The 23,043-nt window shown below is 62.8% G+C and carries 22 protein-coding genes, 1 other RNA gene and 1 pseudogene; 9 read left to right on the top strand and 15 right to left on the bottom strand.

The window, feature by feature from the left end; genetic code table 11:
* Positions 1-22 precede the first annotated feature (22 nt).
* The 6 genes from NKH13_RS13900 to NKH13_RS13875 form a co-directional block, all read right to left on the bottom strand.
* Positions 23-364 (bottom strand): winged helix-turn-helix domain-containing protein, encoded by a 342-nt coding sequence (locus NKH13_RS13900; protein WP_352466929.1) that lies wholly within the window; start codon positions 362-364, stop codon positions 23-25.
* An 81-nt stretch (positions 365-445) separates the two neighbouring features.
* Entirely contained in the window at positions 446-1,558 is a 1,113-nt protein-coding gene (gene modC, locus NKH13_RS13895; RefSeq protein WP_352466930.1) for a molybdenum ABC transporter ATP-binding protein, read from the bottom strand.
* A complete protein-coding gene (modB, locus tag NKH13_RS13890; protein ID WP_352466931.1) occupies positions 1,555-2,259 on the bottom strand; it encodes a molybdate ABC transporter permease subunit in 705 nt (234 codons plus the stop codon). Before modB ends, modC begins: the two co-directional genes overlap by 4 nt.
* Positions 2,260-2,274: 15 nt before the next feature.
* Positions 2,275-3,066, bottom strand: a complete 792-nt coding sequence (modA, locus tag NKH13_RS13885) for a molybdate ABC transporter substrate-binding protein (protein WP_352912802.1) — start codon at positions 3,064-3,066, stop codon at positions 2,275-2,277.
* A gap of 242 nt (positions 3,067-3,308) precedes the next feature.
* On the bottom strand, positions 3,309-4,103 hold the full coding sequence (locus NKH13_RS13880; protein ID WP_023676701.1) for a thymidylate synthase: 795 nt from the start codon (positions 4,101-4,103) through the stop codon (positions 3,309-3,311).
* A 111-nt stretch (positions 4,104-4,214) separates the two neighbouring features.
* Complete coding sequence (locus NKH13_RS13875; RefSeq protein WP_352912801.1) at positions 4,215-4,526, bottom strand: DUF2853 family protein; 312 nt, start codon at positions 4,524-4,526, stop codon at positions 4,215-4,217.
* A gap of 162 nt (positions 4,527-4,688) precedes the next feature.
* Here NKH13_RS13875 and ssrA point away from each other — a divergent pair.
* Positions 4,689-5,044, top strand: a transfer-messenger RNA (tmRNA) gene (gene ssrA, locus NKH13_RS13870).
* 80 nt (positions 5,045-5,124) lie between these two features.
* Here ssrA and NKH13_RS13865 read toward each other — a convergent pair.
* Entirely contained in the window at positions 5,125-6,921 is a 1,797-nt protein-coding gene (locus tag NKH13_RS13865) for an acetolactate synthase 3 large subunit (RefSeq protein WP_352912800.1), read from the bottom strand.
* 403 nt (positions 6,922-7,324) lie between these two features.
* On the opposite strand from NKH13_RS13865, the gene NKH13_RS13860 reads away from it, so the two are divergent.
* Positions 7,325-8,065: an SDR family oxidoreductase gene (locus NKH13_RS13860; RefSeq protein ID WP_352912799.1), complete on the top strand. Its 741-nt coding sequence runs from the start codon at positions 7,325-7,327 to the stop codon at positions 8,063-8,065.
* A gap of 72 nt (positions 8,066-8,137) precedes the next feature.
* Here the strand turns inward: NKH13_RS13860 and NKH13_RS13855 are convergent.
* Positions 8,138-8,953: pseudogene (locus NKH13_RS13855) on the bottom strand (LysR family transcriptional regulator); the annotation flags it as partial.
* A 101-nt stretch (positions 8,954-9,054) separates the two neighbouring features.
* Entirely contained in the window at positions 9,055-10,260 is a 1,206-nt protein-coding gene (locus NKH13_RS13850; protein ID WP_352718987.1) for a multidrug effflux MFS transporter, read from the bottom strand.
* A 167-nt stretch (positions 10,261-10,427) separates the two neighbouring features.
* Here NKH13_RS13850 and NKH13_RS13845 point away from each other — a divergent pair, with 167 nt between their 5' ends.
* The 4 genes from NKH13_RS13845 (at position 10,428) to NKH13_RS13830 (ending at position 12,249) form a co-directional block, all read left to right on the top strand.
* Entirely contained in the window at positions 10,428-11,117 is a 690-nt protein-coding gene (locus tag NKH13_RS13845) for a TetR/AcrR family transcriptional regulator (protein WP_352450076.1), read from the top strand.
* Positions 11,118-11,251: 134 nt separating this feature from the next.
* Positions 11,252-11,788 (top strand): SspB family protein, encoded by a 537-nt coding sequence (locus tag NKH13_RS13840; RefSeq protein ID WP_023676707.1) that lies wholly within the window; start codon positions 11,252-11,254, stop codon positions 11,786-11,788.
* A gap of 18 nt (positions 11,789-11,806) precedes the next feature.
* The gene (locus tag NKH13_RS13835; protein ID WP_352718988.1) at positions 11,807-12,010 is read left to right on the top strand and encodes a DUF4169 family protein; all 204 of its coding nucleotides are present in this window, start codon (positions 11,807-11,809) and stop codon (positions 12,008-12,010) included.
* A gap of 17 nt (positions 12,011-12,027) precedes the next feature.
* Positions 12,028-12,249 (top strand): ribbon-helix-helix domain-containing protein, encoded by a 222-nt coding sequence (locus NKH13_RS13830; RefSeq protein WP_352450079.1) that lies wholly within the window; start codon positions 12,028-12,030, stop codon positions 12,247-12,249.
* A 3-nt stretch (positions 12,250-12,252) separates the two neighbouring features.
* On the opposite strand, the gene NKH13_RS13825 is transcribed toward NKH13_RS13830, so the two are convergent.
* Positions 12,253-14,046: a chloride channel protein gene (locus NKH13_RS13825; protein WP_352912798.1), complete on the bottom strand. Its 1,794-nt coding sequence runs from the start codon at positions 14,044-14,046 to the stop codon at positions 12,253-12,255.
* Between the two features lie 154 nt (positions 14,047-14,200).
* On the opposite strand from NKH13_RS13825, the gene NKH13_RS13820 reads away from it, so the two are divergent.
* Complete coding sequence (locus NKH13_RS13820) at positions 14,201-14,638, top strand: MarR family winged helix-turn-helix transcriptional regulator (protein ID WP_352912797.1); 438 nt, start codon at positions 14,201-14,203, stop codon at positions 14,636-14,638.
* 11 nt (positions 14,639-14,649) lie between these two features.
* Here the strand turns inward: NKH13_RS13820 and NKH13_RS13815 are convergent, their stop codons facing one another.
* The 4 genes from NKH13_RS13815 to NKH13_RS13800 all read right to left on the bottom strand — a co-directional run bounded on the left by NKH13_RS13815 (position 14,650) and on the right by NKH13_RS13800 (position 21,437).
* Positions 14,650-18,714, bottom strand: coding sequence for an AsmA family protein (locus NKH13_RS13815; protein ID WP_352912796.1), 4,065 nt, complete (start codon positions 18,712-18,714; stop codon positions 14,650-14,652).
* A 115-nt stretch (positions 18,715-18,829) separates the two neighbouring features.
* Entirely contained in the window at positions 18,830-19,351 is a 522-nt protein-coding gene (locus NKH13_RS13810; protein WP_352912795.1) for a hypothetical protein, read from the bottom strand.
* Positions 19,352-19,455: 104 nt separating this feature from the next.
* Positions 19,456-20,013 (bottom strand): hypothetical protein, encoded by a 558-nt coding sequence (locus NKH13_RS13805; protein WP_352912794.1) that lies wholly within the window; start codon positions 20,011-20,013, stop codon positions 19,456-19,458.
* Positions 20,014-20,018: 5 nt separating this feature from the next.
* Entirely contained in the window at positions 20,019-21,437 is a 1,419-nt protein-coding gene (locus NKH13_RS13800; protein WP_352912793.1) for an FAD-binding oxidoreductase, read from the bottom strand.
* 119 nt (positions 21,438-21,556) lie between these two features.
* Here NKH13_RS13800 and NKH13_RS13795 point away from each other — a divergent pair, with 119 nt between their 5' ends.
* On the top strand, positions 21,557-22,042 hold the full coding sequence (locus tag NKH13_RS13795) for a thioesterase family protein (RefSeq protein ID WP_352912792.1): 486 nt from the start codon (positions 21,557-21,559) through the stop codon (positions 22,040-22,042).
* Positions 22,043-22,189: 147 nt separating this feature from the next.
* Positions 22,190-22,387: a hypothetical protein gene (locus tag NKH13_RS13790; protein ID WP_023676715.1), complete on the top strand. Its 198-nt coding sequence runs from the start codon at positions 22,190-22,192 to the stop codon at positions 22,385-22,387.
* A 72-nt stretch (positions 22,388-22,459) separates the two neighbouring features.
* Here the strand turns inward: NKH13_RS13790 and NKH13_RS13785 are convergent, their stop codons facing one another.
* Positions 22,460-22,939 carry an Lrp/AsnC family transcriptional regulator gene (locus NKH13_RS13785; protein WP_352912840.1) on the bottom strand — a complete coding sequence of 160 codons (480 nt, stop codon included), beginning with the start codon at positions 22,937-22,939 and terminating at the stop codon, positions 22,460-22,462.
* Between the last annotated feature and the right edge of the window lie 104 nt (positions 22,940-23,043).

The raw sequence follows: 23,043 nt of genomic DNA, 5'->3' as shown, positions 1-23,043 counted from the left end.
CGCGGCATGAATTCCGCCGAGTTCACGCAGCGTCGATCTCGGCCTGCAGCGCCTCCATATGTGCCGCCGCTGCTGAAGAAGCAGCCCGCTCGATGGCGCGGAAGCGGCTGACCACCGCAAGCCCGACCGACGTCAACTGGGCGCCACCGCCTTTCTTGCCGCCCGTCTGTGCCGCAACCAGCGGCTTGCCGAACACACGGTTCATGTCCTCGACCAGATCCCAGGCGTGCTTGTAAGACATCTCCATACCGCGCGCCGCGGCCGAAATCGAACCGAAGGCGGCGATCTGTTCCAGAAGCTCGATCTTGCCCGGCCCGAGGCGGCCATCTGGATCGAGATTTATCCGCAAACTCAGCGACGGCATTTGCTCCTCCGCGGTGACGCTATTCTACAAGTTCTGCAGCGATACCGCTATTCTAAAACGATATAGCGAATCATCGGCCGTTCACCCATCCGCCTCGGCCGGCAAGCCGGCGCCGGTATTCGCCCGGTCGAAGCTGACCGTCTTGACCACCGCGAAAACCTTTCGACCAGGCCGAAGCCGCAGCGTCTGCCGCGACTGTTCGGTGATGCGGGCAAGCACGGTTGCGCCATTGCAGTCGAGGCCAATCTCGACCGTAGGCCCTTCGCCCGGCTCTATCGCCACAATCGTGCCCGGCAGTATGTTGAGCGCGCTGAGGCCAACCGGCTGCTCGGTGGCGATCATCACGTCGCGGGCACGGATGCGGACGCGCACCGGCGCACCGACCGGCGTTGCCAGAAGCGGCACCCGGATCTCGCCCGCCAATGAGCCTAGCACCGTCATGCCAAAGGCTTCGTCGTGGCGCAGAACCGCGGCATCCAGCACGGCACCGCCCTCGCCGCGCTCTTCGGCCGGCAATAGATCCAGACGCTGCATGATCGCTCCGGTTGGACCGGAAGCAGCGACCTTGCCCTGCATCAGCACCACGACGTCGCTCGCCAGCCGCGCCACTTCGGCGATCGAGTGGCTGACATAGACGATCGGAATTTTCGTCTCGTCGCGTAGCCGCTCGATATAAGGCAAGATCTCGGCCTTGCGCGCCTCGTCGAGCGACGCCAGCGGCTCGTCCATCAGCAGCAATTTCGGACTGGCAAGCAGCGCCCTGCCGATTGCCACGCGCTGCTTCTCGCCACCGGAGAGTTTTGCCGGCCGCCGGTCGAGCAAATGGCCGATCCCGAGCAGTTCGACCACGCCATTGATATCCGCGTAGCGCTCGGCAGCCGGCGTGAACCAACGGCCATAGCGCAGATTGCTCGCCACGCTCATATGCGGAAACAGCCGCGCATCCTGGAACACCATGCCGATCCGCCGTTTGTGCTTTGGCACAAACAGGCCGGCATCGCTATCGACCAGCACGCGGCCCTCGGCCGCGATGCGGCCTTTGTCGGGGCGGATCAGCCCGGCAATCAAATTGATAAGCGTCGTCTTTCCGGAGCCGGACGGCCCGAACAGCGCAGTCAGCCGCCCGGCACTCTCGAAGCGGGCATTGACGGCGAAATCGCCAAGCCGGTGGCTGATGTCGACCTGAACCGTCATTCGATGTCCATCCGCCGGCCGACGCGCCGCGCCAGCACTTCCGAGGCCACGAGTGCAGCCATCGAGATGACGATCGAGATCAGCGTCAGCCTGAGCGCGCCGGGGTCGCCGCCGGGAACCTGCGTGAAAGTGTAGATCGCCGACGGCAGCGTCTGCGTCTCGTTCGGGATATTGGAGACGAAGGTGATCGTCGCGCCGAATTCGCCCATCGCCTTGGCGAAGGAGAGGATCGCGCCGGCGATCAGGCCGGGCAGGATCAGCGGCAGCGTGATCGTGCCGAACACCCATAGCGGATTGGCGCCGAGCGTGCCGGCGGCCGCCTCGATTTTGCGGTCGACCGCTTCGATCGACAGCCGGATCGCCCGCACCATCAACGGAAAACCCATCACGCCGCAGGCGAGCGCGGCGCCCGTCCAGCGAAAGGAAAAAACGATGCCGAAATGCTCGGCCAGGAAGGCCCCGGCCGGACCACGCTTGCCGAAAGTCAGAAGCAATAAATAGCCGGTCACCACCGGCGGCATGATCAGCGGCAGATGCACCAGCCCGTTGAGCAGTGTCTTGCCCCAGAACTGGCCGCGGGCGAGCACAAGGGCGATCGCCACGCCTGGCGGCAGGCTGGCAATCATCGCCACGGTCGCCACCTTGATCGACAGCCGGACCGCATTCCATTCGTCGGGAGCGAGATCCAGCAGCCAGTTCATGTGCGGTGCCGTTCGTCAGTTGCTCGGCGCAAGCATGGTAAAACCTTGCGCCTTGAAGAGTTCGCCAGCCTTGGCGGATTGCAGGCATTTCAGGAACGCCGGGGTATCCTTGCCCTTCGAATCCGCAAGCTGGGCAACCGGATAGATGATCGGCGGATGTGTATTGTCGGGGAAAGTGCCGATCACCTTCACGCCGGGCTCCGCATGCGCATCCGTGGCATAGACGATGCCGAGTGCTGCCTCGCCGGTCGAAACCAGTTTTAGGGCGGCGCGCACATTCTCGGCCTGCGCCACCTTGCCTTCGACGGAAGACCAGACACCGAGCGATTCGAGGGCTGCCTTGCCGTATTTGCCGGCCGGCACCGCCTTGACATCGCCCATGGCAAGTTTGCCGTCACCGACCAGCCCGGCAAGATCGAACCCCTTTTCGATCCTGGTCTCGACCTTGGAATCCCGCGGCGCAATCAGCACGATCTGGTTGCCAAGCAATTTCACTTCGGTTTCGGGCTTGGTCAGCTTCCTCTCGGCAAGATACTTCATCCAGTCGAGATCGGCAGAGATGAACAGGTCTGCCGGCGCGCCGCTTTCAATCTGCTTGGCCAGCGCCGAGCTCGCCGCATAGGAAATGGTTGCCGCCTCGCCGACATCGGCCTCGCAGGCCTTGTTGACGGCATCGAGCCCGTCCTTCAGGCTCGCCGCAGCAAACACGACCACCTTGTCATCGGCATGGGCCGCCGGCACCGCGGCCATCAGCATGGCGGCGAGGCCCGCGATGGCAATCGTCGTCGAACCTTTGCGCGCCAGCATGAAACTCTCCTCGTCTCGGAACGCCCGCAGCCGTCCATCGATATATCCATGTGAACATAACAAGGAAAGGCTCTTTACCGGCGACGGCATTCTGAGCTCAGGTTTCTCGGCGTGCGATAACCTCCGTTGGATACAGCGGTATCGAGGCCAAAGGAAATATCACATGAAATCAGTACCCGCGGCACGGGCAAACGAGGGCGCAGCCGCAGTAGGCAGTTTCGATATGGACAGTCAGGTAGGTCCTAGACCGCGATCGGCGCCTTGATCGTCGCGTCGGCGAAATAGTTCTCGAGCCGGAAATCCTCGAAGCGGAAGGCAAAGAGATCCTTCACCTCGGGATTTATCCATAGCGTCGGCAACGCCTTGGGCGTGCGCCGCAATTGCTCGCGCGCCTGCTCGAAATGGTTCGAATAAAGGTGTGCGTCGCCGAGCGTGTGGATGAAATCGCCGGGTTTCAGTCCGGTCACCTGCGCCACCATCAGCGTCAGCAACGCATAGGACGCGATGTTGAACGGCACACCGAGAAAGATATCGCCCGAACGCTGGTAGAGCTGGCAGGAAAGCTTGCCTTCCGAAACATAGAACTGGAACAGGCAGTGGCAGGGCGGCAACGCCATGGCCTCCACCTCGGCCGGGTTCCACGCCGAAACGATCAGCCGCCGCGAATTAGGATTTTTGCGTATTTCCTTCAGAAGATTCGCAATCTGGTCGATGGCGCCGCCATGGCCGTCCGGCCACGACCGCCACTGTTTGCCATAGACCGGGCCGAGATCGCCATTCTCGTCGGCCCACTCATCCCAGATCGAGACGCCGTGATCGTTGAGATATTTGATGTTGGTGTCACCGGCCAGGAACCACAAAAGCTCGTGGATGATCGACTTCAGGTGCAGCTTCTTGGTGGTGGTGACCGGAAAGCCGCGGGCCAGGTCGAAGCGCATCTGGTAGCCGAATACCGAGCGCGTTCCGGTGCCGGTACGGTCGCCGCGATCGGCGCCGTTTTCCAGCACATGCTTCAGAAGGTCGAGATACTGGCGCATCGGGTCCGGTCCGATTCGGGTTGTCAGCCATCATAGCCGAATGACCGTCCGCCGAACACAGCAAAGCGAGACGATTCCACCGGAGCCCACCGACACCGGCGGCGAGGTTGTTCAGAGCGAGCCGAGCATGCCCAGATCCTTGGCGACGAGGTAATAGAACGTCACCCGGCTCTTGCTGTTGTCGGCCGCCATCGCCTTGCAGGTCTTTTCGATAGCCGCATCCGCCTTGGCGCCGTCGGTGACGCCGAGCTTGCCGGCGATCCAGCTGTTCCTGACGCGCTTCAGTTCCTCCGGGTCGGTGCAGGACACCAGCGAGGAATCGCGGTTCCTGAGCGCGATGCCCAGATGCTTGACGATCTTGGCGACCGCGTCGGCATCGGCCGCCGCATCATATTTCTTTACGTCTGCGAGATAATCGGCCATCGAATTTCCCCTCGTCGGCGCCACGGGATCCGGTCGATGAGGATTGTGGCGCGCTGCCGCAAGTATGCGCTGGGTCTCCTCACCGCCACAAAGCTTCGGTTGAGACCGGCTGCAAGTCAACCCCTTGATAATCCACTTTGACACGGGCGAAAGTGGCATTCCGGCCTTTCATTTTCCACCGCCAGTCCCTATATTCGCCTCGTCGGCTCGACCGACTATGGCGATAAACAGGCGATGAAATAAGCCGTTCGGACCCGGGGGCGGTACCCGGCGCCTCCACCAAAAACCGCGGTTCAGGAGCGGCTTTTGCTGGGGGCGAAATAGGATCGACGAAGGTGTAAAGATCGTACTTTTGCCCGGCATTGTACCACCGTTATCGGGCTAAACTTATAGTTGCCAACGACAACTATGCGGAAGCACGTCTCGCCGCGTAAGCGGTGCGATAGCTTCAATTCAAGCCCTAGTGGTTCGCACTTCTAGGCGGGGTTCGGAGGTACCTGGCAACAGAAACCTCCATTTCTCCCCTTTTGATATGTGCAGCTGCAGGCTCGTCGGCGGGCTTTTTATTCGCCCTGATAGGCCCAAGATGCCACGGCGTTCATACCAGCCCGTGGCTGATCGCATCGATCGCACCGGCGAATGTTTCACCTGTGGCCTCTTCGGGCAACAGCATCTCATTGTGGCCCCTGCCCGTCCGGATCATTGGAAAACAATTGGCGAGCTTGGCAACACGACAGTCAAGGAGCACCGGCCGGTCCACGTCGATCATTTCCTGTATCGCATCGTCAAGGTCGGCTGGTTTGTCGCAGCGCAGGCCGACCGCTCCGAATGCTTCGGCCAATTTGACGAAATCGGGCAAGGCCTCGGAATAGGAATGCGCGAGGCGGTTGCCGTGAAGAATTTGCTGCCACTGGCGAACCATGCCCATATATCCGTTGTTCAGGATGAAGATCTTGATCGGCGCGTCGTACTGGACTGCAGTCGACAGCTCTTTCATGGTCATCTGAACCGATGCGTCGCCGGCGATATCGATGACGAGGCTGTCCGGATGCGCGATCTGCACGCCCAGCGCCGCCGGTAGGCCGTAGCCCATCGTCCCGAGGCCGCCGGAACTCATCCAGCGGTTCGGCCTTTCGAAGCCGTAGAATTGGGCCGCCCACATCTGATGCTGGCCGACTTCAGTGGTGATGAAGGTGTCGCGATCCTTCGTCAGCGCGTAGAGACGCTCCACCGCATATTGCGGCATGATCGCGTCCTTGTTCATCTCATAGGAGAATGAATTGCGCGCGCGCCAGCCGGCGATCCTTCTCCACCAGTCCTGAAGGCGGCTTCCATCCGGTTTGCGAGGCACTGCGCGCCATAGACGAACCATGTCACCCAGAACATTGCCGACATCGCCTTGTATGCCGATATCGACGTGGACGTTCTTGTTGATCGAGGACGGATCTATATCGATATGGATCTTCCTGGAGTTCGGCGAAAAAGCATCCACACGCGAGGTCACGCGGTCATCGAAGCGGGCGCCGACACAGATCATGACGTCGCAATCGTGCATCGCCATATTCGCCTCATAGGAACCATGCAGACCGACCATCTTGAGCCAGTTCTTGCCGGAGGCGGGGTAAGCTCCAAGGCCCATCAGCGTCGAGGTGACCGGAAAGTCGGTCAGTTGAACCAGCTCCCGGAGCAATCTCGATGCTTCCGGGCCGGAATTGACGATGCCGCCGCCGGCATAAATAACGGGACGGCTGGCATTGGCCATCAATTCTAGCGCCTGGCCGATCTTGCCGATATCGCCCTGCAGCTTCGGTTGATAATTTTTCAGCGCAGCAACACCCGAAGGCGGCGTGTACATTCCAGACGCAAACAGAACGTCCTTTGGCATGTCGACGAGAACAGGCCCCGGTCGCCCCGACCGGGCGATGTGGAATGCCCTATGGATCGATGACGCCAGGTCATTGACGTCTTTGACCAAAGAGTTGTGCTTGGTGCAGGATCGCGTGATGCCAATCGTGTCACATTCCTGAAAGGCATCGGAGCCAATCAATGTTGTCGGCACTTGTCCGGACAGACAGACGATCGGCACTGAATCCATCAGCGCGTCCTGCAGGGGCGTCACGGCATTCGTCGTGCCCGGGCCTGATGTGACCAGCATCACGCCGACCTTGCCCGTGGACCGGGCATAACCCTCGGCGGCATGGCCGGCGCCCTGTTCGTGGCGCACGAGGATATGCTTGATGTCGTCCTGCTGGAATATCTCGTCATAGATCGGCAATATGGCCGCGCCGGGATAGCCGAAAATATGCTCCACACCATTGTCTTTGAGTGCGCGGAGAACGATCTCCGCCCCTGTCATGCGGTTGCTCGTATGCTGAATGGAATTATCGCTTGTCATGGTTCTGTCCCGTAGCGTGATGAGGATGGGTTGACGGGGCATCGCCGAAATCGGGCGTAAGAAGAATTTCGGGCATAAAAAAAGGCCCCGTCGGGAGCCTGTTTGTCGCGCACGGGTGGCTGTCGCCGGATGGTTACACCATCCTGCCCGTGCGCTTTCCTACCACTGCAAGAACCATTGCGATCTTCATGATGATCGCTGCTACACAGAAAATCGCGCATCGTCAACGTCTCAGGCTGAGGCGTCTCAGGCTGAGGCGAAAGCCCAGGGGCTTCCCATCATCGGAACCTCCGATGGCAGCATTCGTATCTTCCCGTTTCCCTTCTCTCATGCCTTTGCGGGACAAGGCCTCAGTTTCTCGCCGCGTGTGGTCACACCCTGCGAGCTACCTGATGGAGACAAGATGAACCAGGAAACCACACCAAAACACGAACGCATCCTGATCGTTGGCGGCAGTTCCGGCATGGGGCTGTCGCTGGCCGAACAGCGGCTTGCCGCCGGCGCCGAGGTTACGATCGTCGGCCGCTCCGAGGACCGGTTGTCGGCCGCACGGCAGCGCTTGCCTCACCCGGAAAGGCTGAGGACGATCGCAGCCGACGTCACAAGCGAGGAAGAGGTCCAGCGGCTGTTCCAGGATGTCGGTACGCTCGACCACATCGTCTCGACCGCCGCCGACGTTACCGGCGTCTATGTGTTGCTTGCCGAGATGGACATCTCGTTGGCGCGGAAAGTGATGGATTCCAAAGTCGTCGGACCGCTTCTTCTTGCCAAACATGGCGCGCCTCGTCTGACGCCCAGGGGATCGATCACGCTGACCTCGGGCATCGCCGCCTATCGTCCGGCGGCGAAAGGCTCGGTGGTGGCAGCCGTTAATGGGGCCCTTGGCTCACTCGCCTACGCGCTTGCCGTCGAACTGGCGCCGATCCGCGTCAACGTCGTCTCGCCGGGCTGGGTCGACACGCCGATTTGGGATGCCGTCGTCGGCAGCGGAAAGACCGTCGCGCTGGACGCCATGGCAAAGCGTCTGCTCGTCGGCCGGATCGGCCAGGCAGCCGACGTTGCCCAAGCCATCGCGTCCCTGATGCATAACGGCTTCATCACCGGAACGGTGCTTCATGTTGATGGTGGCCAGCGGCTGGTCTAGTGACGGCCAGATTTCGCGAACCATTGCGAGGAACAGCCGCAAGACCGGCGCTTGAATGCGCCGGTGGCGCCATACCATGGTGACCGGCGCCACCGGGCTGCTTCCGACCCAGGGCAGCACGACGATATTGGCGTCAGCCGCGGAAGCCACGAGACGCGGGACCAGCGCGCATCCAAGACCGCCTTCAACAAGGCTCCGTATCGCGCCCATGCTGGCGAATTCGCCAACCAGCCTCGGACGGTCGGGCAGCGTCGCTGCAAACGTTTCGTCGAACATCCGCCTATAGACGCAACCGGGCTGGGTGACGAGGAAGGCCTCGTCGGCCAGATCGTCGGGCGTTATGGCAGAATATCCGGCCAACCGGTGATTTGCCGGCAATATGATGACGAGCTCTTCTTCTGCCACCTCCTCGCTTCGCAGCTCCGGTGCCGCCGCCGGGACGGCTCCGAAATGGAAAGATACGTCCAGCGCCCCGCTTGTCACGCCGGCACGCAACCCACTGCTATCGTCCGCCTTGAGGTTCAGTTCCACATCGGGATGGCGCCGATGGAATTCCCCCAGCAAACCTGGCAAGCGTGTCGAGCAAAGCGTCTCCAGGCCGCCGACAGTCAGGCGACCGGCAACCGTGCCGCTCGCGTCGGCGACAGCGGAACGGGCTTCGTCCGCGAGGTCGAGGAGATCGTTTGCGTAGTCCAGCAGGCGTTGTCCCGCCGCCGTCAGCTTCAAGCCACGCCGTGACCTTTCGAACAGCGACGTGCCCAGATCGGCTTCCAGCGCCTGGATCTGTTCGGTCACGCTCGATTGGGCAAGATGAACCCGCTCGGAGGCGCGCGTGATGTTCAAGGTGGTGGCGACCGCCACGAAGGTCTTGAGATGTCGAAGCTGCATGTCCTGAACCCGTCATATAGGCATAGGCTGCTTTGAACCGGGATCGCAAACGTGAAAAGGCCGGGAACATCGCCCGGCCTTTTTGTCTCGATAGGTGAAGCTTACTCCGCCGGCGCTTCCGCAGCGTCCCGGCTGCGGCCGAGCGTTATCTTGGCCAGCGTGAAGGAGATCGCCGCGCAGAGCGTGATGCCCGCCACCATCGGCAGCGGCGTGCCGTCGAAAAACACGCCGGCGACGCCCATGGCGACCGCGCCGATGGCAAAGTGCAGCGTGCCCATCAGCGCCGACGCGGTGCCGGCGATCTCGCCATGCTCTTCCATGGCCAGCACCGACGTCGTCGGGATGACCAGGCCGAGAAAGCCGTAGCCGATGAACAGCAACGCCGCCATCACGTCGAGCCGGTCGACACCCGATGCCATCACCGCGAACAGCACCACCATCGTCGTCGCATAGCCGGTCACCGCGACGCGCACCACGCGCTGCAGCCCGAACCGCTCCGATAGCAACCCGGTCAGCTGCGACATGCCGATAAAGGCAACCGCATTGATCGAGAAGAACACGCTGTAGACCGAAGGCGACAGCCCGTAATGGTCGATCAGGATGAAGGACGAGCTCGACAGATAGACGAAGAAGCTCGCAATGCCGAAGCCGGCAATGGCCGTCAGGCCAAGGAAGTTGCGGTCGCCCATCAGGAAGCGGTAGCCTGAAAGTGCCGTCCCGAAGGACGAACCGGCGCGCTCTTCGACCGGCCGCGTCTCCTTCAGCGAGGTCGCCAGCAGGATGGTGGCGAGCACGGCCGCGCCCGTCACCGTCCAGAACACGGCGCGCCAGCCGAAGTTCTCGATGATCTGGCTACCGGTCAGCGGCGCCAGGATCGGCGACACCGAAAACACCAGCATCAGCAGCGACATCAGTTTGGCGGCCTCGGTGCCGGTATGCAGGTCGCGCACGATCGCGCGCGGCACGGCCATGCCGGCGCTGGCGCCGAGCCCTTGCAGGAAGCGGAAGGCGATCAGCCATTCGATCGAGGGAGCCAGCGCCGAGCCGACGCCGCCGACCATAAACAGCGCCAGGCCGCCGTAGAGCGGCAGCTTGCGGCCGACCATGTCGGAGATCGGTCCGACGACGATCTGGCCGAAGCCCATGGAAAGAAAGAAGATCAGCAGGCTCATCTGCACCGCGGCGGTGCCGGCATGCAGATCCTCACCGATCGACGGCAGGGCCGGAAGATACATGTCGATGGCAAACGGGCCGATCGCGGACAATAGGCCGAGCACGACCGCAATGCGGAGGAATTTGGCGTTCATGATAGCAGGCTCTTTCGAATTCTGGTTGCCGCCGAGGACCGACGTGTAACCCTAGGACGTTCCATCCCGTGGAGTTCCGACTCTTCTGCGGAACGAAACCCCTTCGTGCAAGTCCACAAATTTAGACAGGCTTGTCTAATTCGTCAACCACCTCTATATAGTTTTGCATGAAGGCCAACGTTTCTCCTGACATTTTCCCGCCGCGGGGCCATGAGGCCAAGCGGATGTCGATTGTCGATGCCGCCGCCTCGGTCTTCTGCCGCGAAAGCTTTGCCGGTGCCAATATCGACATGATTGCCGCCGAGGCCGGCGTCTCCCGCCAGACCATCTACAATCATCACGGCGACAAGGAAAAACTCTTCGTTGCCATCGTCCGTGACCTCACCGAACGTTGCAATGCCGGCATCTTTGCCACGATTTCCACTTTTCCCGATCAGCCGAAGGATCTCGAGGCCGACCTCATCGCCTTTGCTGTGCGGATGAACCACAACTGCATCTGCAACCGCGACGGCAAATTCCTGCGCAAGCTGATCCAGACCGAGGGCGGGCGCTATCCCGAGTTGTTCGCCGAATGGCGCGAAGAAGGACCGGGCAGGACATGGCCGGCGATCGCCGCCCGCTTCGCCCGCCTCGCTCATGCGGGCTTCCTTGATATCGACGATCCCGATGTCGCAGCGCGCCAGTTCATGGCGCTTGCCAATGCCGAGTTGCAGACGACGTTCATGCTCGGCGGTACACCGACCGAGGACGAGGTGGTGCAATCGGCGACAAATGGCGTGCGCACCTTCCTGCGCGCCTTCGGCAAGCGGCAGCCTGTGGCCCGGGCGAGCAAACAGGGCGCGCTCGCCAGCGCTTGACGATCAAAGCCGTTTGACGATCAAATCGTCGCCAATGGGCTTCGCTTCCGCACGCCGGCGATCTATATCCGGTTTACGCCGCGCTCAAGCTTGATTACAGCTATCAGGACGATTCAACGGAACCCGACAGCCACATGGCCGACGACCACATCCGCTACGACATTCTGGCCCAGGAGGCGTTGCGCGGCGTCATGCGCAAGGTCCTGGCCGAGGTCGCGCGCACCGGTCTCCCGGGCAACCATCATTTCTTCATCACCTTTCTCACCGGCGCGCCGGGCGTGCGCGTCTCGTCGCGGCTGCGCGAGCGCTATCCCGAACAGATGACCATCGTCATCCAGTTCCAGTATTGGGACCTGAAGGTGAGCGACACCGGTTTCGAAGTCGGGCTGTCGTTTTCCGACGTGCCGGAGAAACTGGAAATCCCGTTCTCGGCCGTGCGCGGCTTTTACGATCCGTCCGTCAACTTCGAGCTCGAATTCGATGTCAAGACGGATACCCCGGCTGAACAGGAGACAAAGGCCAAGCCTGCTCCCGAGCCGCTGGCTATCGTCGCCGAGAAAAAGCCTGAGACGAAGAAGAAAACCGCTGAGGCGGAAAAGAAGCCTGCCGCGGCCGACGCCGGCGCCAAGGGCGCCGACGTGGTGTCGCTCGACGCCTTCCGCAAGAAGTGACCCGACAGGCGGCGTGACATGGCCGAGATCGTCAATCTCCGTCAGGCACGCAAGCAGAAGGCGCGAGCCGAGAAGGAGCGCCTAGCCGAACAGAACCGGGCGCTGCATGGCCGTTCCAAAACCAGCCGGGATCGCGACCGCCTGATCGCCGACAAGGCCGACAAATTGGTCGCCGGCCATCGCCGCGAAAAATCGGGCGATTCGGACAAATCCGATGCTTGAAGTGTGAGGGCGGTCGCGTGAGCCCGGTCGAAAAGCGCTCGGTCACCATTCGCGGCCACCGCACCAGCTATTCGCTTGAAAAGCCTTTTTACGACGACCTGGTCGCCATCGCGGCCGTGCGAAAACTGACGCTCGCCGCTCTTGTCGCCGAAATCGACGAGAGCCGCCCGCGCGATGCCAACCTCTCCTCGGCACTCAGGCTCTATGTGCTGGATTGGGCCAAGCGCGGCAAGTTGTAGCCTTCAGGCGACGCTATCCTGTTTCCTGCGCCGGATACGGAAGCCCAGCAAAGCCGAGCGGTCGCGTTCTTCGGCCTGCTTCTTCGATCTGACACGCATCAGGTCCTTCCAGCCGACATAGCCCACCAGCCGGGCATTTTCTCGCGTGACGACCGGCAAATGGGACACGTTCGCCATCAGCAGCTTGTCGGAGAGGCCCTCGAGATACTCATCCGGATAGGCCAGCGTGACCTTGCTGCCGGCCAGCAGTTCGCCAAGCGTCGTCGTGCGGTGCTTGCCGGCGCGTCTCCAGCGCAGAATCGCCGGCGGATCGATGACGCCGAGCACGTGGCCTTCTTCATCGACGACCGGAAAGCTCGGATGCCGTGTCTCGGGCGCCGTCAGGAACGCTGCCGCGCCGTGCAGCGACATCGTCGCCGGCACGCTCTCGACCTCGCTGGTCATCACCTCGCGCACCCTGGTCAGGGCGAACGGATCGACACGGTATTCGCGAACCATGTGATGCCCTCGCCGTGCGATTTTTTCGGTGAGGATCGAACGCTTCATCAACAGCACGGTCACCGCATGCGCGGTGGCAGTCGCCGCGATCAGCGGCACCAGGACATGGGTGTTGCCGGTCAGTTCAACCGCAAAGAACGTGGCGGTCAGCGGTGCACGCATGGTGCCGCCCATTGTCGCCGCCATCGCCAGCAGCGCCCAGAAGCCCGGATCCGCGGCCGGCAGGAAGCCGGCGAGGACCGCGCCCATCGCCCCGCCCATGATCAGCAGCGGCGCCAGCACACCTCCCGACGTTCCCGAGCCGAGTGCGACCGACCAGATGATCGCCTTCACCACTAACAGGGTGAGCGCAGCGGTCGCTATCGTGCGGCCATCCAGCATGTTGGCGATATTGTCATAGCCGACGCCGAGTGCCTGCGGCTCGATCAGCCCGCCGATGCCGACCACCAGGCCGCCGAGCATCGGCCACCACATCCAGTGGATGGGCAGCTTCTGGAAACCGTCCTCGCAGGCATAGACCATCTGGGTCAGCAACCCCGATAGCAGCCCGGCTGCCATGCCGACCAGCACCCAGCTGGCAAGGCCGGGAAATGAAACCTCCATTCCGCCCTGAAACGGGAAGATCGGCCCCGGCAGATGCAGCATGGTGCGCTCGACCGCAGCAATGATCGCGGCGACCGCCACGGGAATGAAGCTGCGCGGCGTCCATTCGAAGAGCAGCAATTCCACTGCAAGCATGATGGCGGCGATCGGCGTTCCGAACACGGTGGTCATGCCGGCCGCCGCACCCGCCACCAGCAGCGTCTTGCGTTCATTGTCGCTGACCGGCAGCATCTGCGCGATCAGCGAACCGATGGCGCCGCCGGTCATGATGATCGGCCCTTCCGCGCCGAATGGCCCGCCGGTACCGATCGAGACTGCCGACGACAACGGCTTCAGGATTGCCACCTTGGCGTCGAGCCGCGAGCGTCCGAGCAGGATCGCCTCGATGGCTTCGGGAATGCCATGGCCGCGGATCTTTTCGCTTCCGAAGCGAGCCATCACACCGATGATCAGTGCCCCGACCACCGGAACAAATACCGAGGCATAGCCAAGCGGCGTATCCTGCAGTCTCAGGTCGGCGAGCGTGAACTGGCCAAAATAGGCGATGTTCGTGGCAAGCCGGATCAGCTTCAAAAGGGCAATGCCGGCAAACAACCCTGCCGTCGCCACCACCACCGCTATGCCGGCAATGAGCAGCACCCGGGCATCGGTGGTAAAATCGCGCAGATGGCCGGGGTTGGCGTGATCGGATTTCATTTGCAAACCTTGCTTTCTGGCGCGTGCCGACTTGCGGATCGGTCGCCGGCCGTGCCACCGAAGATGGCGGGGCACCAGCCATGTTGGTTCGCTCTGTATCGTAACACGATATAAATGTTCAAGGCCCGTTTGCGGCTTTGTCGGAAAGGAATCGATGGCAGACACTTCGAAGCCACAAAAGCGCGGCGCAACGATCGGGGCGGCCGATTACCAGAGGCTGTCCGAATTTCGTTACCTGATCCGCTGCTTTCTCGAATTCAGCCAGATCCAGGCGCAGGAAGCCGGCCTGACGCCACGCCAGCATCAGGCCCTGCTTGCGATCAAGGGATTTCCCGGCGGAGGGCCGGTGGCCATTGGTGACCTCGCGGAGCGCCTGCGCATCCGCCATCACAGCGCCGTGGAATTGGTCAACCGTCTTTGCGAAGCCGGGCTCGTCGCGAGGGACCACGACGAGGAGGACCACCGCCGCGTGCTGCTGCGGCTGACCGAGCGCGCCGACGACAGTCTCGCCGATCTGTCAGCCGCTCATCTCGACGAACTCGGGCGGATCGAGCCGATGCTGAAGCGCTTGCTTGCTGGACGCGACGCGTAAGGGATGCGCCGTCACCCGCCATTCAGCGATTTTAGCAGATCGTCGATCGACGAGGGATCGAACTTGAGCTTTGGCGGGGGCTGCACTGGCGATGGCACGTTATTTGCGGCCGGTGGCGCCCGTTCCGCTTTCTGCGCTTGCTCCGCCGCGGCCTTGCGTTCGGCGTCGAGCTTTGCCTTTTCTTCCGAGGCGATCCGCAACGCCTCTTCCGCCCTCTGGCGTTGCTGTTCTTCGGCCTGCGCTGCTTCCTCGGCAGCCTGTTGCGCCGCCTTGGCTTTGGCTTCGGCATCCGCTTTGGCCTTTGCAGCCGCCTCGGCTTTCGCCTTGGCCTCGGCTTCGGCCTTCGCCGCTGCATCCGCCTTCGCCTTGGCTTCAGTCTGCGCCCTGGCCTCCGCTTCGGCTTGGGCCTGCGCCTCAGCTTCGGCCTTTGCCTTGGCGTCCGCTTCAGCCTTCGCCTTGGCTTCAGCCTGCGCCCTCGCCTCCGCTTCGGCTTGGGCCTGAGCCTCGGCTTCAGCCTTTGCCCTGGCGTCGGCCTCAGCCTTCAGCCGCGCCGCTTCCTCCTGCTTGCGCCGTTCCTCCGCCGCTCTTTCACGCTCGGTTTGCAGGGCAGCGTAGTAGCGCACCTCACGCCGCAGCCTTTGTTTCTCGAGCAGTGCGGCTTGCATGGCTTCGACCCGCTGCTGCTCCTTTTCCAGCGCACGCTGGGTCAGGAACTGTGCCAGCGGCTCGCTGTCGAACTGCCGTTGGGTGGCGCCGAACGGACCGTCGACGCTGAAATTCAAAATCGGTTCGGAGCCGACCAGCGCCTCATCGCCGGGTCGATAGGCGATCTCGCCCTTGGCATCGACGGTGCTGGTGTTCAGATCGGCGGTGATGTCGGCGGACAGCGTCGCGCCCGGGCTTTCGAATTTGACGGGCGGCGCCCTCAGCGTGCCGCCGGCGATGGTGAAGGCAATATCGGTGTCCTGCGCCGGAAAACTTCCCGCAGCGGCGATCTGCGGTACAAAGCCGGCAGTCTTCGACGCGTCGATATCGCGCCCTATCGCGTCGGCCTTGGCGATGAATGCGCCAAAGGCATCGGGATTAAAGCCGGCAATAGTCATGCCCTTCAGCGTCGCCGTGCCGGAACCGGACAGCGCCGCGACCATCGCGTCGACCGATTTGCCGCTGGTCGAAAGCGCCGTCGAGAAATCGCCGCTTCCGCTGATGCCGGCCTCCGGCAGCACGACTGCCAGATCGGCGGCGGCGAGTTTCATCTGACCGGAGAAAAGCCCGGTGCCGTCATTGTTCTTGAGCTCGAACAGGCCACTCAACTCGCCGCCGAGGAATTTTGCCTTGAGGTCGGAAACGCGGATGCCCTCCTGGTCGAGCTGCAGCGACAGCGCAGCGTCATAGGCGGTGGCAAGCGGGCCGGCGGAAAGCGACGCCGCCGTCAGATCGAGATCGGCGGTAAATGGCAGACTGGATTTCTGGCTGAACGGTGCTGTCGGCCAGGCCCCGTCATTGACAAGGAAGGCCTGGTCGCCGAACAGCATCACCGCCATGGGATCGAGGTCCAGCTCGTCCAGCGACAGCGCGCCGGCAAGATGCGGCAGCCCCTCTTTGACGTCGATATTTACGTCACCGGAAACCGCCGCTTCGTTGACGGCGCCGCTGAGGCCGCTCAGCACCAGGAGACCATTGCCGTAGTCGGCATCGGCAGCAAGCGACGTCGACATGCCGGTCCCCATGCCGGGCAGGCCGACGCCGGTCGTCATCAGCCATGGCTCGATATCGGCCGTTTCAAGGCTGACCTTGCCCTTGGCGGCCGCGCCCTGAGGCGTGTCGGCAATTGTCCCGTCGAAACCAGCTTTGAAGTCATTGCCGGCCAGGCTGAAGCGTGTCGCCAGGCCGCCGCCAAGCGTGCCTTTGGCCGAGACGTCGGTGGTCGCCTCGCCGAGCATGCCGAGCGGCAGCGCCGGCAGACCGTAAAGCGCCAGAAGCGCGGTGGCGTCGGCGTTCCTTGCATTGAAGGTCAGCGTCACCGGCGCTTCGAGAGGCCGGTCGAGCGCCCCTTTGCCGGACAATGACGCCGAAAAGGCCGAACCACCGGCCTTGCCCTGTGCGCTCATTGCCAGTCCGGTCGTACCATCGCCATTGTCTGCGGCACTCGTGACCGCGTCGATACGCGCATCCTGGAACAGCTCGGGATAGGCCGCAGCACGCTCCGCCAGCCCCCTCAGCACCGCGTTGTCCGGATAATGCTGGACGGCGACGTCGATCAGCGGCTTGAGGTCGACGGCGACCACCGAGGCGTCGAGCTTGCCGGTCGGGCTCGCCGGGAAATCCTTGATCCGGCCGGTGGCGCTGATCGAGGCGCCGGCAAGTCCGCCGACCGACAGTCGGTCGATCTCAAGCAACCCGTCCCGTAATCTAAGTGCAGTATCGACGCTATCGGCGGTTAAGCCGCCGGCGCTGACCGGCCCGGCCTCGATCTGGAAATCGAGGTCGCGATCGGAAAAGCGGTTGGCGCCCTTGTCGCTGACAAAGATCGAGGCGAAGGCGGCGAGCCCATCGACGTCGAGTTCGCCGCCTTCCAGTTGCATCAGCACCGATGGCCTGGTGTCGTCGGGCTGGCTGGAATCGATGCGGCCGGAGAACTTTGCCTTGCCGAGGATGAGTTCGAGATCGCTGAAGGCCTGGTGCTTCTCGCTCAAATCCACCTTGGCCTTGAAGCCGGCGGCCGGCAAGCGGCGGATCGCCTCGTCGACGTCCTTCGACAGCCAGGCGGCAAAGCCCGAGGGCTGCGCCACCGCCAGAAGCAGCGATCCGGTGAAACCGAAATGGTCCTCGACGCTGACCATGCCGTTGGCTTCCAGCTTGGCGCGGCCGGGCAGCGTGGCGGCCAGCGATTTTACCGCCCAGCCGCCCTCGGCCGGCTCGGCGGACAGATGCACGTCGCGAACCGTGGTGTCGCCTGCCACCACCGCCGGCAGTTTCACCTCGACCGTGCCCGGTATGGTCGGCTTCGGCAGATCGAGCAGCGCCTGCTCCAGCGCCGCCACCCGCTCGGACAGCGTCAATCCGGCACCGGCCGCCGCCCCCACGGCCTCGTCGAACTGCACCTGCGCGCCATCGGCCTCGATCAAGAAATGCGGCTTCAGCCCAAGGTCGACCGCAGCCTTGCCGTCGGCGGTGTAGGGATTGTCGAGCGGTCCCGTCTCGAAGCGGAATTCGTCGACGCCGAGCTTCTGGTGATCGAGCGAAAACTTGCCGTTCAGCCTGAAGCCCGGGTCCGGTTTGCCGGCGCTGACTTTCAGCGCCTCGCCGCCGGTGCCGGGCAGCTGCTCCGCAGCCCGGTCTGCGCCCGATATCTTGAACTGGCCCGAATAGACCGCGGCGCCCTCGACGAGGCCCACATTGCCGTCGGTCTCGACGACCAGCGGATAGTCATCCGGATCGGCCTTGAGCCTGAGCCGCATTTGCCCGTCCGGTTCGGCCTTGCTGGTGGAAGCGGCGATCGTGGTCCGCAACCCGTCCAGCAACAGCGAGCCGTCCAGCCGCCAGGGGCCGGCCAGCGACTTGGCCGAGATCGTCGAGTTGATCTCGGAAATAAGATGGCTGCGCCCGCCGGCGGCGTGGCTGAGCGCGATCTGTCCTTCCGTCACCGTCAGCTTCTCGATGGAGATCTGACCGGGATCGAAGGGCGAGGACGGCCGTATCGTCCAGTCGACCGTGCCGTCGGCGGCGATGTCGATCGTCGCCTTCGGCCGCACCAGGCGCATGTCGAAGATCAGCACCTCGCCGCGCAGGAATGGCGCGAGTTCTGCATCCATCGAAAAGGTTTCGACGGTCATCGCCGGCTGGCCGTTGGGGCCACCGGCAACGGCGACGTTGGAAAAGGTCACCGAGGGGAACGGCAGCAACCTTGCCGTCGCATCGCCTCGCACGGTCACCTTGCGGCCCAGAACGGCACTGGCCTCGCGCTCGAAATCGGCACGGTAACCTGTCCAGTCGACAAAGTACGGCACCACCAGCGCCGCACACAGCACCAGCACGAGAAGCCCACCGAAGATCACGAACAGGCGTGCGAGCATGAACTCCGAAGCGGTTGATTGAAAATCAGCCGCACTCTACCCGCATCAGCGTGTCGATAAAGAGGCAATTCCCGCCAGACAGGCTTCCAGAGCAAAAGAAGGCGGCCAAGAAAACTCAGCGGGCGTCGCGCTTTGCCTGCGCCACCTTTGCCGCCTGCCGCTGCCGGCCGAGTTCCATCGGCCGGATCAGATTCTCGGGCCGCCGGCTCACGATCGCGCGCATGCCTTTGTGCGCGGTGCGCGTGTTGAACTCGGGACCGTCTGCCGCAGCGCCTTGCTTCATGGACAGCGCCTTGCGTGCATTCTCGACCAGCGAAACACGCGCTGCCAACTGGCGGCGGCGTTCGGCCTCGCCATTGAGCCGCCGCATGGTCATCGCCAGAACCGCCAGCTTCAACTGCGAACCTTCATCGGCCTTCGAGGCGCCGGCGCCCTTTGGCGCACCCTTGCCGCGCATTTCGCGGCGGCGGCGATGCGCCTCGGTCTGGGCCTTGTCGCGCCGTCCCCTTAGGAGCTTGACCAGGCTGGCGAGTTCGGCGTCGGCAAGATGCTGTACCGCTGGATGGTGCGACTTCTCGACGAGAGCGCGTTCGTCGGCGCTCAGCGCCCGAGCCTCTTCCTTGCGTGAAATCGCCATGTTGCTTGCTCCTCCGTTTGCCACGTCTGCCCGGTTTCAGGCACTGGCAACGTCCGGAGTCTCCGACCAAACGTCGCTGCGGTCAAGGCTGATGGACCAGCGGATCAGTCGCGTCGCCAAAGCCGGTCGAGAAGCCGTATTCGTTTGTCTGGCAGCGCCGTGACGCTGGGACTGATGGCCGCCATCAACGAGGTCAGAACCGACCCGTCGCGACAGCTCATCGAAAAGCTCTCCGCGACAAATTCAAGCGTCGAGTCGTGGAAAGTGAAGATGAAGTGCCGATAGCCAGAAAACAGCCCAGGCTGATGAGAACTGTGAACTCGATTTGCCTGTTCCAGCGAACCGATCCATGACGAGTTGAGTACCTCAAATGCAGCATAGGGCTGCAAGCCCAGTTTGTAGAGCCGATGGCCGCTCAAGGCCTCATCGTTCGGCAGGCCGAATTGAAGTGCTAGGCAAGGCTTTGCCGTCAGGATCGCAACCGATTGGCCGTTGGTTACAGGCGAAACCGAGCGCGGATTCGTCCCATCGAATGACGGATCCGTCTTGTTGACGATATAGGCGACCAGCAACTTGTCTTCGTCGGCAAAGACGTGAGGTAGTGGTGCACCGGCGGAAAGAGGCGGTACTTCGATGGGCAGAAGAGCCTCGCCTGCGGCCATCGCCGTTATTTCCCGATTGCCGGCAATATCTTGCCGGGGTTCATTATATTCAGGGGGTCGAGTGCCTGCTTGATCGTGCGCATGATGTCGACGCCATGGCCGAGCTCATGCCGCAGGAAGCCGATCTTGCCTTGCCCTATGCCATGCTCGCCGGTGCAGGTGCCGTCCATGGCGATGGCGCGCATATTGAGCCGCGCCACGAATTTTTCCGCCAGCGCGATCTCCTTCGGGTCGTCCACGTCCATCAGCACCAGCACATGGAAATTGCCGTCGCCGGCATGGCCGACGATCGGCGCGATCAGGCCCATCTCGGCGATGTCCGTCTCGGTCTCGGTGACACATTCGGCAAAGCGCGAGATCGGCACGCAGACATCGGTCGACAGGCCCTTGGCGCCCGGCCGCAGCGTCAGCGACGACCAGTAGGCATCGTGCCTGGCTTTCCACAATTTTGTCCGCTCTTCGGCCACGCTGGTCCACAGGAAGGGGCCGCCGCCATTTTCCTCGGCGATCATGCCGAAAGTCTCGGCCTGTTCGGCGACGCCGGCATCGCTGCCGTGGAACTCGACGAACAGGCAGGGGCTCTCCGGATAGTCGAGCTTCGAATAGGTCTTCATCGCCCGCATCTGCAGCGCGTTGACCAATTCGATGCGTGCCACCGGAATGCCCATCTGGATGGTCGCGATCACCGCATCGCACGCCGCCTCGAGGCTGGGGAACGGGCAGACACCGCCTGAAATCGCCTGCGGAATGCCCTGCAGCTTCAAGGTCAGCTGGGTGATGATGCCAAGCGTGCCTTCCGAGCCGATCAGCAGCCGGGTCAGATCGTAGCCGGCCGAGCTTTTCTTGGCGCGCTTGCCGGTCGTCACTGCTTCGCCGTCGGCCATCACCGCGGTCAGCGATAGGACGTTCTCGCGCATCGTGCCGTAGCGCACCGCGTTGGTGCCCGACGCACGCGTCGCCGCCATGCCGCCGAGCGAGGCGTTGGCGCCCGGATCGATCGGAAAGAACAGGCCGGTGTCGCGCAGGTGCCGGTTCAGATCCTCACGCGTCACACCGGGCTCGACGGTGCAATCGAGGTCCTGCGGATTGACCGCAATGATGCGGTTCATGCGTGACGTATCGAGTGAGATGCCGCCGCCCGGCGCATTGGTGTGGCCTTCCAGCGAAGAGCCGACGCCGAAGGCGATCACCGGCACGCGATGCGCCGCGCATGCGCGCACGATCTCCTGCACCTCCTCCGTCGTCTCGGCAAAGGCGACGCCGTCCGGCGCCTGCGTCGGAATATAGGTCGTGGTGTGCGCGTGCTGGGCGCGGATCGCCTGGCCGGTCTGGAATCGCTCGCCGAGCCGCTGCTTGAGGATGCCGAGTACGGCGGCAATCCCTTCTTCGTTGCGCTCGACCGGATTGAGGTCGCTTAGAGCCATCGATTCCTCCGCGAATGGACCAGCGTCCACCCTTGTTCTGCATCTAGGGATGCGTAGTCTCACCGACCACGCTCTGTCCAGTCCACGCTCATCCCGGCATGACGAGAAGGAAGTTTCCGATGCCCATCCCCGCCCCTTTCGTCTCTCGCGCCATGGAGATCGAGGAGGCCTGGATCGACTACAACGGCCATCTCAACATGGCCTATTACAACGTGCTGTTCGACCGGTGCTCCGACGAAGCATTCGAGATGATGGGGATGGGGCCGGACTATGTAAGGGAACGGCGGCTGACCATCTACACCGCGGAAGTCCATGTCTGCTACGTCCAGGAGCTGCATCTCGACCACAAGGTCACGGTCTCGTTCCAGTTGCTGGACCACGACGAGAAGCGGCTGAGGGCCTATCAGGAAATCCGCCATCTCGACGGCTGGCTCGCCGCCACCTCCGAAACGCTGTCGCTGCATGTCGACATGGCTGGCCCGAAGGTCGCGCCCTTCCCCGCTGACGTCCTGGCCAAGGTGGAAGCGATGCGCGCCGCCCATGCCGCCCTGCCGATGCCGGAGCGCGCCGGCCGCTCGATCGGTATTCGTTGTAAGTCGGCTTGAACCGCAACCCAACCGCCGTTAACCTTACCGAGGTTTTAACGTGAACAAGCCGAATTGAGACGTTGAACGACTCAGCGCGGCGTTGGAAAACCATCCGCATCGAATTGCGATACGGGCGGCGGAGCAGCAGCGGTTCGGGGAACGTGCATGAAAACCGACATCAAGGTCGAGGCGGACAGGCTGGCGGCTGATCCACGCATCACCGACTATGATTTCTGGCGCTCGCTGAAGAACCTCAACAACGAGATCTTCCACATCGCCAACAACAACGAGCCGATCCCTTTCGCCATGATCCGCTGGCGCGCCATCCTGAAGCAGGCGAGGATGAAACGCGGCCACGCCTGAACGGCGCGGGAAGAAACAGACCGGCCGTCCGGTTTGCATTTCTGATGATATGCTGACGAACGACCCCAAGCATCAAGGCAGCCGCTTCACCGCCCCCAGCGGCGATCGCGGCACCACCGGCGACGACTGGATGATCGCCGTATTGGTCATCGCGAACGGAATGATCCGGTCGATCACCCGCTCGAGTTCGGCGACCGAGGCGACATGCGCCAGCGCGATGAAACAGTCTTCGCCGGTGACCCGGTCGCATTGGGCGATTTCCGGCAGGTCGCGGATGATTTCGGCCACCACGGCGAGTTGCCCCGGCACCGGCCTGATGCGCAGCCATACCGACAACTTCATGCCGAGCGCGGCCGGATTGATGCGCACCGTATAGGCCTCGATCACGCCGCTTTCCTGCAGCCGCTTGATGCGCTCGGCAACGCTCGGCGCCGACAGGCCGACCGAGCGCGCCAGTTCGGCGGTGCTGGTGCGCGCATCCTTTTCCAGCAGGCGCAGGATTTTCAGGTCCGCCGGATCCAGATCGGTATTTTCATTTCGAAGGCGTTTCAGCGGAATACTCCTTGCTTTCGGAAAGGAAATGGCCGCAATGACTGGCCATCATCCATATCAATGGCAAAAATCGCCTGCGATACTGATCCCATGGAAGATCGGAC

Source organism: Mesorhizobium sp. M1348, from assembly GCF_040317925.1.
GTDB lineage: Bacteria > Pseudomonadota > Alphaproteobacteria > Rhizobiales > Rhizobiaceae > Mesorhizobium.
Note: the sequence above shows the minus strand (reverse complement) of the source record. Positions and strands in the feature narration are given on the sequence as shown.